At 70.7% G+C, this 10,457-nt stretch carries 14 protein-coding genes; 6 read left to right on the top strand and 8 right to left on the bottom strand.

Going from position 1 to position 10,457, the window contains the following annotated elements:
• Positions 1–184: 184 nt before the first annotated feature.
• The 3 genes from AB0M39_RS39875 to AB0M39_RS39865 all read right to left on the bottom strand — a co-directional run bounded on the left by AB0M39_RS39875 (position 185) and on the right by AB0M39_RS39865 (position 2,304).
• Complete coding sequence (locus tag AB0M39_RS39875; protein ID WP_365373464.1) at positions 185–514, bottom strand: hypothetical protein; 330 nt, start codon at positions 512–514, stop codon at positions 185–187.
• Between the two features lie 72 nt (positions 515–586).
• Positions 587–754 carry a hypothetical protein gene (locus tag AB0M39_RS39870; protein WP_365373462.1) on the bottom strand — a complete coding sequence of 56 codons (168 nt, stop codon included), beginning with the start codon at positions 752–754 and terminating at the stop codon, positions 587–589.
• Between the two features lie 1,262 nt (positions 755–2,016).
• Positions 2,017–2,304 carry a hypothetical protein gene (locus tag AB0M39_RS39865; protein ID WP_365373459.1) on the bottom strand — a complete coding sequence of 96 codons (288 nt, stop codon included), beginning with the start codon at positions 2,302–2,304 and terminating at the stop codon, positions 2,017–2,019.
• Positions 2,305–2,349: 45 nt separating this feature from the next.
• Here AB0M39_RS39865 and AB0M39_RS39860 point away from each other — a divergent pair, with 45 nt between their 5' ends.
• From AB0M39_RS39860 to AB0M39_RS39850, 3 genes are all read left to right on the top strand, one after another.
• Positions 2,350–2,550: a hypothetical protein gene (locus tag AB0M39_RS39860; protein WP_365373456.1), complete on the top strand. Its 201-nt coding sequence runs from the start codon at positions 2,350–2,352 to the stop codon at positions 2,548–2,550.
• 402 nt (positions 2,551–2,952) lie between these two features.
• Entirely contained in the window at positions 2,953–3,489 is a 537-nt protein-coding gene (locus tag AB0M39_RS39855; RefSeq protein ID WP_365373454.1) for a hypothetical protein, read from the top strand.
• A gap of 518 nt (positions 3,490–4,007) precedes the next feature.
• Positions 4,008–4,826: a hypothetical protein gene (locus tag AB0M39_RS39850; protein ID WP_365373451.1), complete on the top strand. Its 819-nt coding sequence runs from the start codon at positions 4,008–4,010 to the stop codon at positions 4,824–4,826.
• A gap of 331 nt (positions 4,827–5,157) precedes the next feature.
• On the opposite strand, the gene AB0M39_RS39845 is transcribed toward AB0M39_RS39850, so the two are convergent.
• Entirely contained in the window at positions 5,158–5,721 is a 564-nt protein-coding gene (locus tag AB0M39_RS39845; protein ID WP_365373449.1) for an N-acetyltransferase, read from the bottom strand.
• Positions 5,718–6,599, bottom strand: coding sequence for a Tat pathway signal protein (locus AB0M39_RS39840; RefSeq protein WP_365373446.1), 882 nt, complete (start codon positions 6,597–6,599; stop codon positions 5,718–5,720). Before AB0M39_RS39840 ends, AB0M39_RS39845 begins: the two co-directional genes overlap by 4 nt.
• A gap of 697 nt (positions 6,600–7,296) precedes the next feature.
• Here AB0M39_RS39840 and AB0M39_RS39835 point away from each other — a divergent pair.
• From AB0M39_RS39835 to AB0M39_RS39825, 3 genes are all read left to right on the top strand, one after another.
• Complete coding sequence (locus AB0M39_RS39835; protein WP_365373443.1) at positions 7,297–7,638, top strand: ATP-binding protein; 342 nt, start codon at positions 7,297–7,299, stop codon at positions 7,636–7,638.
• Positions 7,635–8,063, top strand: coding sequence for a DUF6415 family natural product biosynthesis protein (locus tag AB0M39_RS39830; RefSeq protein WP_365373441.1), 429 nt, complete (start codon positions 7,635–7,637; stop codon positions 8,061–8,063). Before AB0M39_RS39835 ends, AB0M39_RS39830 begins: the two co-directional genes overlap by 4 nt.
• A gap of 468 nt (positions 8,064–8,531) precedes the next feature.
• Complete coding sequence (locus tag AB0M39_RS39825; RefSeq protein ID WP_365373438.1) at positions 8,532–9,098, top strand: class I SAM-dependent methyltransferase; 567 nt, start codon at positions 8,532–8,534, stop codon at positions 9,096–9,098.
• A gap of 153 nt (positions 9,099–9,251) precedes the next feature.
• On the opposite strand, the gene AB0M39_RS39820 is transcribed toward AB0M39_RS39825, so the two are convergent.
• The 3 genes from AB0M39_RS39820 to AB0M39_RS39810 all read right to left on the bottom strand — a co-directional run bounded on the left by AB0M39_RS39820 (position 9,252) and on the right by AB0M39_RS39810 (position 10,302).
• On the bottom strand, positions 9,252–9,404 hold the full coding sequence (locus AB0M39_RS39820; RefSeq protein ID WP_365373435.1) for a hypothetical protein: 153 nt from the start codon (positions 9,402–9,404) through the stop codon (positions 9,252–9,254).
• A gap of 85 nt (positions 9,405–9,489) precedes the next feature.
• Positions 9,490–9,891 carry a hypothetical protein gene (locus AB0M39_RS39815; RefSeq protein ID WP_365373432.1) on the bottom strand — a complete coding sequence of 134 codons (402 nt, stop codon included), beginning with the start codon at positions 9,889–9,891 and terminating at the stop codon, positions 9,490–9,492.
• Positions 9,892–10,119: 228 nt separating this feature from the next.
• Positions 10,120–10,302, bottom strand: coding sequence for a hypothetical protein (locus AB0M39_RS39810; protein WP_365373429.1), 183 nt, complete (start codon positions 10,300–10,302; stop codon positions 10,120–10,122).
• Positions 10,303–10,457 lie beyond the last annotated feature (155 nt).

The raw sequence follows: 10,457 nt of genomic DNA, 5'->3' as shown, positions 1-10,457 counted from the left end.
ACGACAGAAGACTCGCGCGACACCAACCCCACCGCATCAACAACGGTGCACTTTCATCCGTACGCAGTGGTGCGCGTTCACTTGTACGCCGACACCAGGTTGCCCCGCGCCCAGTTCGCACGTTGCGCGGGGCAACCCCTGCAGCAGCCCGTGCTTCGGTGAGAGGGAACGAGGGCGGCGTGCTCTAGAAGTTGCTGGCGTGCTTGCTGGGCCGTCCGGGGAAGTCGCGAGCGGCCATCCAGATGGTGAGGTCGCGGGCGATCCGGCCGATGCCGGTCTCGGTGGCGACGTCGTGTTCGCGACGGGTGATGTCGCGTCGCACGACCTCGTAGCCGCCTTCCTCCAGGACCGCGACGGAGGTGAACCAGGCCGGATCGTCTTCGTCGGGCTGGATGACGACGAAGTTGTTGTCCGAGTCGTTGAGGTCGTCGATCAGCATGGACAGCGCGCCCTCGGACGGGTCGTCGATGTGGTCGCCGTTCTCGCTGTCGGCGCGGTAGTACGCAGCCCCCATCGCTCTGTCTCCCCTCACCCTGCCGAACTGACCGCGGCAAGGATGACATGTGGGACCGACGCCTCCGGCAGGTCACAGCCATTCGCTGATCGCGGCCATGAGGACGGTCGCCTCGAAGCGGACCGCGAGCTCGTCGGACCGGGTGGCCACCTCCCGGCTCGTCAGGCGGTTGACGCCGCAGTCGACCGCGTGCCGGGCCGTGCAGTCCTCGCGGTCGCAGGCCGGAGGCGTCCTCGGCATCCACGACGCACAACATGGCAGCTGGCCAGCGGCGTCTCGTCATGTGCCGACAGACAGCGGTCTCCGCCACCGTCCAAGAACCCGAGGAACGGAAAGCCTCCCGGGGGTCGACGGAGTACCCACCAGTATGGAGAACTCGCAGGTTGATGGCGCTCCCTGAATTCGGCCACCCGCTGCTCGGGGGTGACCACACGCCTGCTCTCTGGATCTCCCCACCCGTAGGCCACTTGACCTGCGGCCGGGCGCAAGGGAGGGGCCGCCCGATAGCCAGCCAGGTCCAGGGACGGGGCGGGCAGTCCAGGATGGGCGAAGCCCAGCGCGTAGCGCCGCCGAAGGCGTCCTTGACGGCTCGGCACGGCCCGCACACTCCACGGTCGGGCGGGCCCCGGCTCATCACCTGCGAGGCGCTCTCTCTCGCTCCCCTCTCGGTTGAGGATCCGAGTAAGTGAGGCGACGAGTAGCCCTGGCCGAATCCAGAGATCCTCATCAAGGTGCTGACTTGGCCCCTCCGGGGCGCAGAGCCCGGGTGGATCACGCCGTCGGAGACACGGGATCGACCAACCGGTTCACCGCAAAGCCGCTGACGGGCATCGTCTCGCCGCCCTGGTTTGGAGCCCAGGGCAATCGGCGATCGGTCTGCGACCGAACTCGCCGACATCGGTGTATGAGGGGTGCGAGTCCCGAACGGGACCCGGCGTCCATCGCCTCCACCGCCTTACGGGAACCACTGCCCACGCGGAGGCGCCGGGCCTGGGCACGAGATCCGCTTGGCCGGCCCCCGCTCCTGCAGGCCGGCCGCGTCAGGCGAGCCTCGAATCGCGCGGTCACCGGCTCCCTCAGTCCGTCGCCCCCCTGAGCCCACGATCCCCATGACGTCCCGTCGGCTTGCGGGGCTTGCCCCCGAGCCTTCTACCTTCCCCACGGTCGCCACCCGAAGCCCCTCCACCTCCAGGGCCAGCTGGCAACGACTCATCCCCTACCAGAGCTGCCACCCATCCGGGGGCGCCGCCCGGCCAACCGAGGGCGGCCGCCGCCGCCCCGGCAGGCCGGACGCCGCCGTGCACCCGCCCAACCCGGCCGTGAAGCTGTTGACCGAACCCGGAGGCAGGCCCTCGGCGCGCCGCGCTACGGAATCGCACCCGGCCCGGCCGAGCCGATCAGGGCCGGCTTTCGGGCAGTTCCGGCCGGGGCACGTCGTAGAGACAGGGGCGCGCGCCCTCGGTCCCAGCAGAGTCGGCAAGGGGGGCGCACCGACCACAAGATCAAAGACTCCCCTGCGTCCTCGCCGGCCCGGACTGGATCTCCTGGCCACCCGGGTCTGCTTCGCCCTCGACCTCCCACTGCCAGAGATCTATACGGCCCACGGCCCTTGGAGCGACGAGTCGGCCACCATATTCAAAGAAGACGCCACCCTGAACGCCGTCGTCGGCGCAGCCCGCATGTTCGACGCGCTCGACGACCCCGTCGCCCGGCGACGTCGCGACGCCCTGCGCCGCCGCCCTGGGCCGGCCGCCGCCGATCCATGTCTTGCAATCCTCGGCGGCCAGCACCCGACCCCCTCAGCTCACCGTCAACCTCAGAAAGCGAGCCCACCGATGCCCACTTCCTCGACCGCCACGCAGGACACCGAGTTCCGTCCCGGCCACACCGTCATCATCGAGCCGCTCGAGGGCCCTTGCTCCGTCGCCTGCACCTGCGGAGGCTTCCTCGAAGTCAAGCCGGAGACCCGATCGGCCCAACTCGCCAGGTTCCGGGCGCACATGCGGGACAACCAGCGCGGCGACGAGCGTCCCTAGACGCCAGCCGTCGCGCCCAGGTCACCGGCGCGCCCTCCGGCTGTCGTCCGAAACGGACGGACAGCCAGAGGGTGCCTTCGATTCGGCAGCACGAGGCACGGGACCGCAGCGAGCCGCACGCGCCTCTCAGAGGTCGAGGGTTGCGGTGCTTGCCCGCAAGCCCCCGAAGGTAGCGGAAGCCGGTCGAGCCCCGGGCCTGAAGCCCGCTCCCGGCGACCGGCACGAGACATCCCTCGTACCGGGGTTCCCGCCTACCTGAGGAGTCGAGGCGTCATGCCGACGACCACACCAGCTCGCCGCCCCGTACCCGGGCTGGCGCCCCGCACAGTCCGCCTGCTCCGCCGCACGGGCGCCGTCGCCCGTGCCGCCTGGCACGGCTGCCCGGAGGAAGGACTCCCTCCCGTGCGTCTGCTGCGACCGCCCGGCTGGCTGGGCCGGGTGCGCATCTCGGGCGAGCACACGGACCCGTGCGAGGTCCAGGCAGGCCGGGAGAAGGTCCCCGACTGGCGCGAGGCCTATACCGCGCACGGCGGCAAGGAGCCCGCCCGCAACGAGTACTTCGGGCTTCCCGAGGACCTGCTGGACCCCGACGACCCCGGCGCTGTGGACCGGGTCGTGGACGCCATCGCCCATCTGCCCGTGGTCCTGCTCAGCGGCCTCGCCGACGGCCTGGAGGACGGCCTCGCACTCGCCGACAGCGAGCACCGCGGCAGCGACGATTGCTGGTCGCTGATCGAAGCGTACGTCCGGCTCGGCCTCGTCCCTCCGGCGCACATCCTGCCCCTCCCGCACAAGCCCGACCCTGCCCGCACCGAGCGAATGACCGCCTACCTGATCGCGGCATACCTTCGAGGGGCCTGCCACGAGGCGACAGCACAGCTGCGCAGCGACGCCCGAACGGGCTGGCGAGCCCTGTCACAGCCCCCCGCCCCGGCCTAGCCCGCCCCCCAACGGGCCCGCACTGCTCGCCCGTTCGGCCCGCACCCCTCGGTGCGGGCCGAACGCGCTGGTCCCCGGTGCCGCACCGTCCGGCGACGACCGCCGGAACCTCCCTCGCGCATCCGCGACTGCGAGATGCAGCGCCACAGGCGAGACCGGCTCGGATTCGCGCTGCTGAAGGAGCGCCACAGCGTCCTTGACTCGGCCGAGGCCGACGAGATGGCTCGCCAGAAGAGTGCAGTTGGCGTGGGCATGCGGTTCCAGGACGGCGACGGCCCCCTCCTCGGCCGCCGGACGAATCGCCCCCGGAGCCCGACTGGTAGGGGCCTGTAAGGTAGTGCTCTTCGGGCTGCTCGGCTCCGGAGTCCTAGAGGCGACTGCCGATGAATCTCCGCCCCCTGCCTGCTGGTTCCGATGCCGCGATACACAACGTGTGGCGGCTTCCCGCTGCTGACGCGATGCGGGGGCGCCGAGCCCTTTGGTGGAGCGTCGGTCCCGCCGGGGAGCTTGCGGTCCTGTTGGTCCACCGGAAATACCTTGATCGCACCCGCTACATCAAGGGGTGGATCGGGTGGGGGCCGCAAGTCCCGTTCACGGGTGAGCTGGTCATCGTCACGGGAGGGGAGGAGCGGCGCATCGTGGTGAAGGACATCCGGATTCGGCCCAGTCACTTGGCCCTGCTTCCGGATTCTCGATTCCTGCTGGTGAGCGGGCGCACGTTCCGCAACGAGACCGAAGGGCCCTGGGCGTCCAACGCTGTGGTGTTCTCCCCGGCCGGGACGCCTGAGGCCGAGTTCTGCGTCGGTGATGACATTCCCGCCTTGGTCACCGACGTCCACGGAGGCATCTGGACGGCTTACGGCGACGAGGGCATCTACGGCGGCCACCCCGAGTCGGGAGCGGGCCTCGCGGGCTGGGACACCCAGGGCCGGACCTCCTGGACGCCCGAGGGCCGGCTGCCCGACCACCCGCTGGAAGGCTGCACCGCCGCGACCGAGAACGAACAGGTATGGCTCGTCTGGTACTCCGGCAGCGGCAGCGGCGGCACCTTCCTGACACGGATCACTCCGGCCACCGGCGACATCGCCAGCTACCCCAGCCCCGTCCCCGCCCCGGACGGATTCGCGGTCTGCGACAACAGGGCAGTACTCACCCGCCGCGACCACAACAAGCGGTCCGTTGAACTCATACGCGCCGAGCTCAACGGCACCACCTGGGCAGTGACCAGCCGCCGTCGGCTAAGGCTGCGCGGTCGAGTCGTCATGCACTGCGGCCAAGGCCGCGACGGTTCCCTCTGGCTCCGCGCAGGCAACACCTGGCTGCGCATAGAAGCATGAACACCCCGGGCAACATCTCGGGCGGTCCAACTGCGGGGCTGTCACAGAACACAGGAGGTTATGGAACAAGCCGCACTGACGCGTCGGCGTCGTCGACGAGGGCGACGTCGTGGAGGCTCTGGACGGCGCGCCCGCTCCGTCGTCACCGTCGCTCGAGTCAGGTAGGCGCGGCGGCGAGGCAGGTGGGGCGATCATCGTGGTCAGCGCGGGGGACGCGAAAGACGGCTGACCGGTCCCGATGCTCTGGCACCCCCACGGCTCGTCGAGCCGTCGCGCCTCTCCATCGCCTGCGGCGGTGACGGAGGAATGACGCGTCGGGTGTCCGCGTCGGCTACTGGCGCAGGGGGTCCCGCATCATCGTCGCGAAGACCGGCGAGTCGTCGAAGGGCTGCTGACGGCCGATCTGCTGGTATCCCCAGGACTCGTAGACGGCTTTGAGGCGTCCGTCGGACAGGGCCGGATTGACCAGGAGGGTGACGCGCTGCTCCTGGCGCTGGGACAGCAGTTCCTCGTGGAGGGCTCGGGCGGCTCCCTGGCCGTGGGCGCCCCTCCACGGGCGGCGGACGAGGATCTCGTTGAGCGCGAGAGTGCGCTTGCCGTCTTCATTCGCGTACTGGGCTGGGAGCGGTTCCTGCTCCGCGGACCACCACTTGGTGTTCTCGTCGAGGGGCACGGCGAAGACGTACCCGGCCGGTTCCTCGCCGTGGTATCCGACGACAGCCTCCCAGCCGGGACGGGACGCGTACGCCGTCAGCCGCTCGTCGAACCGGTCAGGGTGGTAGAACGGCCGGTCCATCAGCCCGAACTCCCCGCGCACCTCGACGTGGACGTCCACGATGAGCTGGCGTACCTCCGTGACGTCGCTGGTCCGGCGGTAGGCGATCGTTCCGTTCATGCGGCTGCCCTCCGATGCTCGAGCCACGCGGCGGTCTCGGAACTGCGCGGCGCCAGGGCCGTGAGCCGGGCGGTGAAGTCGTTCAGGAGCACGGCCACGCGGCCGTGTCGGGCCAGCCCGTGTGGCACAGTCCGGGCTGCCGCGACGGCCGGCTCGACGTCGCCCTGGCCGAGCTGGGCCAGAGCGAGGTTGGCGTACGTCAGGGCGTGGTTCCGCTCGAGGCCAGGCCGCAGTCCGGCGAGGCATCGGTGTGCGCGGTGCTCGGCGTCCTCCCATCTTCCGAGCCGGAGGTAGGCGAAGGCAGCCAGACTGTCCAGCTCGGCCTGGTCGTAGAAGCCCATCCACGGCGGGCGGTGCTTGGTCTGGTCGGCACGGTCGATACTGGCCTGTGCGAGCCCGATCGCGCGGAGGGCGCCGCGCGAGTCCCCTGAGTCGGCGTGCAAGGTGGCCAGTCGTGCCATGGCCAGCGAGGCGTACAGGGGGTCGCTGCGGGTGATGGACGTGGCCCGGGCGGCTTCGCCTGCGGCGACGGCGTCGGCGGGGCGTCCGAGGTGCCGGTACATGATCGCGGCGTGGCCCCACACGCGGTAGAGCACGGCGCGGTCGTCGGCCAGGCCGGCGAGCGTGACGGCCTTGTTGAGAAAGGGCTCCGCCTCCGTGAGGCGCCGACCGTCGACGGCGGCCCACATGGCGCTCGCCGTGAATGCTGCTGCGACACCGTACATCTCCGACCGGATACGGCTGGACGCCGTGTGCGTGTTCTGCAGACGCACGGTCTCGTCGGCGAGCGCGGCGGCGTGCTCTTGGAGATCCTGCGTCCCCCCGTACTTGTCGTCCATGCTGACGACGGCCGCCAGCTTGGCGTTCATCCGGTCCACGTCGACAGATCCAAGCCGCCTCTGCGCGGCGGAAGGCGCGGTCAGCGAAGCACCGGCGGCAGCGGCCGCGGCCAGGAAAGCGCGTCGATACACGGGGTCGTCCTCGGGTGCTGGGGAGAGCCTTGGGTTCTTGCTTCCCCGAGCAACGAAGCCTAACTCCGCGGCTGTCCGGCCTGTCACCCTCTCAAGGGCCGCACGAAGCACGGAGTTGGGCGACCGGTGCTCCCCACTGAGCAGCTTGAACACGTGCCGGTCATGGACCGTCCCGAATCGGCCCGTCAGGTCCCCTATAACCGTGTTGACCAGGGAGGTCAGCTCCCCGACCGGCATCTGGTGCTCGTGCAGCCACGCTGCGAGCGCGGCGTTCCGTGTCCCCGGCATGGCGGAACGTTATGAGCCGCTACAGCCGCGAAGAGTCAAGAGAAGGTCAAAACGGCAGAGGCCTGCGAGCAGCTCACTGCCGATACGGCATCCCCACCAGCTCCAGCGCGGCGGTTACCTGACTGCACGGCAAGCAAGCAGGCGTCGCGGCAAGTCCTTTGCGCCCGCTCCACTCCTGCCCGTGAGGATGTGATGACGACGACAGCCGCACGGACTTCCCGCCGCGGCGGGGACGTGATGAGCGAGCGCTTCAAGGTCGCCCCCCCGCTGCGACGGAGCTTCTCCCCGCGCCGAGGACGCGTGCCGCGTAGGGGTCATGCGCCGGATCGCCGCCGCGCGGCTCAGGCACTGCGGGCTCCAGGAGATGACGGGCGACGCGATGCTGATCGTCTCCGAGCTGCTCACCAACGCGGTGCTGCACAGCGGCGCGACGGAGATCAGCCTGAGCGTGGCCGTTCGGGACGGCTTTCTGCACATCGCCGTGCGCGACGGCATGCCGGGCTGCGCCGCCCAGAAGGCCGAGGACGACGACGCCGAGTCCGGACGGGGCCTCGCCCTCGTCGACGCTCTGGCGGCGGGGCGCGGCGGGACGTGGGGGACCACCGACGCCGGCGCGACGACCTGGTGCCGTCTCAGCGTGCCGAGCGAGCGGTCGTGACCGCCCCGGCGGCAGTCGGTCGACGGAGACGACCGATCCCAGCATGGCAGCCGCCGATCGACGCCGACGCGTTACGCGCCACCTTAGAGAAATGCCAGCGGTGGGACCCGTACGACGGCGACGCCCTCCTCGACGACGTCGGCGCAGTACTGGACGACGTCACGCCACGCGAGGAAGACCTCCAGGTCCTCGCCCAACGGCTCCGCAGACGCCTGACGCAGCTCGTCGGCATCGCCGTCGCCACCGAGGCCGACCAGAAGGACCCTGAAGCAGGCCGGCTGACCCAGCAGGCCCGCACGGTGCACACTGAGGACATGCCCGGCGACCACATGAAGGCCGTCGGGCGCCTACGCAGGATGGCCTGGTCCGTCAACGAACTCCTCGAGCGCCTGAGCACCCTCAAACACCTCAAGGAGGCGGCGTGACCTGCCCCGCGCATCGTGGCCGCCGTCGCTCAAGAACTGAGATGGAGGCAGCGACCGTGACGACGCGCTCACCCCGCTCGCGATACGCGATCAGGCATCCGACCGGCTGCGGCGGAGCTGGGACTGCAGCCTTCATCGTCGCAGTGCCGCCCCGCTCCTGAACCGGCCGTCTCCACCCAGCTGCTCCTCCGTGGAGACGACCCGCCAGCCGGCTTCCTCCGCTTCCCGCCGCGACCACCGTGCCCTTCGCTGCCCCGGGGTACGGGCCGGTCCCGGGACGCCTCCGGCGGAGGAAGCGGCCCCGGTCCCCAGGCGAGCGCCGTCCCCCGTCGGCGCCGGGAGCAGGGCCCCGGCCGCCCTCGCCGAGCGGCGGCCGGCCGCAGCCCTCGACCAAACCCCGTCCCCGACGAAAGGCTCCCCTCGATGTATGCCGCCGCTGAGCAGAATCAGACCGCAGGGGCGCCGGCCGTGACGAACGGACCGCCCGCTCGGCAGGCATGGGACAGGTGGGCGGCCGACGGCCTCATCCCCAAGATCAGCGCCACGGAGATGGCCAGGTTCACCCGCCACATGCCCGGACACCGAGGCGCCACCGCGATCGACGCCGGCTGCGGCGCCGGCGAGTTCAGCCGCCGTCTGCACGGCCTCGGGTACACGGTCACTGGGCTGGACTTCTCCCCAGCCTCGCTCGACCTGGCGCTCCGCGCAGGCCACGGGCCGGGCCTCCACTACGTGCTCCACGACCTGGAGGCCGGTGACCCGCCGGGCCTGCCCGCCGGCGGAGTCGACGTCGTGGTCGCCCGCGCCGTCCTGGCCTTCCTCGCCCGCCCGGAGCGGTGGCTCCTCCACCTGCGCCGCCGCTGGCTGAAGCCCGGCGGCTGCCTCTACCTCGTCGCCCCGACCGGCGACGAGCACATCCCCCAGCGCGGCCAGATGACCCGGCCGCAGATCGCCCGCCTCCGCGACGGGTGGGACACCGTCATGCGCTACGAGCTCGACGACGCGACGTTCCTCGTCCTCCGCGCCCACACCTGAAGCCCCGCAGCCCTCCGTCAGCTTCGCGGAGCTGGAGAACGTCCGTATCCCTTGACGGTGATCTCCATGGCCTGCGCCTGACTCGTCCGGGAACTCGTTCTGTGTCCGTGCTCGGGAACCACCGGTCTGGTCAGCGGTCGCAGGGCCCGCTGCTCACGAAGGGTTTCTGATGCGGAGGCGCTCCAGCGGGGCGCCGATGCTCAGATCTTCGTTGAGCTCGGCGACCAGAGCGGGGGCCAGTGCGGGCGCGTAACGGGAAGCCCATGGCTCGGCGAGGGCGAGGAAACTGTCGAGCTTGGCGTGCACGGTCTTGGAGAAGGCCCGGCAGCTCGGCCAAGGGGAACCTCGATCGGGGTCATGCGGGCGCTGTGCGCGTCTCCCGGACACGGCGTCACTTCTCCTCGCCGCCGGCCGTGCCAAACGGGTAGGGCTTGCGGCCCTGGCGGATCAGCCGCTCGATCCGCGCCACAGTCTTCTTGATCGTCATGCCGGGGAACAGACCGCCCTCGGGGACGAGGCACGCGAACTCATCCACCACCAGGACAACTTGGTGCGGAGCTCCGCCGCGCTCTTGATGGGCGGCCAGCATCGTGTTGAGCAGTTCTGGAAGCGTCTTGCCGGGCGTCGCTCGCTCCAACTCGTCCCGCAGTCGTAGAAGCTCGACGTTCTGGTCGGTGAGTTGGCGGATGGCCCACTCCAGGGCGGCCCCGGCCTCGATCTCCTCGTCGGCGTCGCGCTGATAGTGCTCGGCGACTGCGGCGCAGATGCTCTTGTCGCACAGCATCCGGGCCACGGCCTCCGCCCTGACCGAGTGCTCGATGACCTCGACGTCGGCGTCGGCCAGCTCGCCGGCGACGCATTCGGAGACGAGACGCAGACCCCTGCGCGCGTTGGCCTCCAGGGTCGCGACGTGGCCGGCGGCCAGCGGGACGGAGACCGCGCCGCCCCCCCCAGCGGACGCGGTGGACGTGGACGGTGAAGTGCTTGTCGGGGTGTCCCGGGGCCAGAACGAGCGGCACGCTCAGCGGCATGGGACGGCCACCTTTCCACGATGAGAGGGGAGGCTGGAGACGGCTCGGGCGATCTCCTGGCGACGGTCGAAGTCCTCGTCGATCAGGGAGCCGCCGTCGGGGCGGGCGTAGTCGATGACGACGGGGGGCTTGGGAAGCGGGAACAGTGCGCCCTGCGCGGGGTGGACCTGCATGCTCTGGTCGCTCATTCGCCGGCCGCCTTCTGCGCGGCGGGCGCGATCTTCCGGAGGCGTGCCGACGACGCCGTCCTGACGGTGAACCAGATCAGAAGGCTGCTCGACGCCGGACTGTCGACCCATGAGATCGCGTACCTCCTGCCCTGCGTCAC

The organism is Streptomyces sp. NPDC051907 (genome assembly GCF_040681075.1).
Lineage (GTDB): Bacteria > Actinomycetota > Actinomycetes > Streptomycetales > Streptomycetaceae > Streptomyces.
This window is presented reverse-complemented; position numbering and strand designations above follow the sequence as displayed.

Bases quoted from the DNA above. Each gene is read 5' to 3' on its own strand.
- AB0M39_RS39835 (WP_365373443.1), top strand. From the start codon at position 7,297: ATGCGCCGGATCGCCGCCGCGCGGCTCAGGCACTGCGGGCTCCAGGAG.
- AB0M39_RS39875 (WP_365373464.1), bottom strand. From the start codon at position 514: ATGGGGGCTGCGTACTACCGCGCCGACAGCGAGAACGGCGACCACATC.
- AB0M39_RS39810 (WP_365373429.1), bottom strand. From the start codon at position 10,302: ATGCAGGTCCACCCCGCGCAGGGCGCACTGTTCCCGCTTCCCAAGCCC.
- AB0M39_RS39870 (WP_365373462.1), bottom strand. From the start codon at position 754: ATGCCGAGGACGCCTCCGGCCTGCGACCGCGAGGACTGCACGGCCCGG.
- AB0M39_RS39845 (WP_365373449.1), bottom strand. From the start codon at position 5,721: ATGAACGGAACGATCGCCTACCGCCGGACCAGCGACGTCACGGAGGTA.
- AB0M39_RS39860 (WP_365373456.1), top strand. From the start codon at position 2,350: ATGCCCACTTCCTCGACCGCCACGCAGGACACCGAGTTCCGTCCCGGC.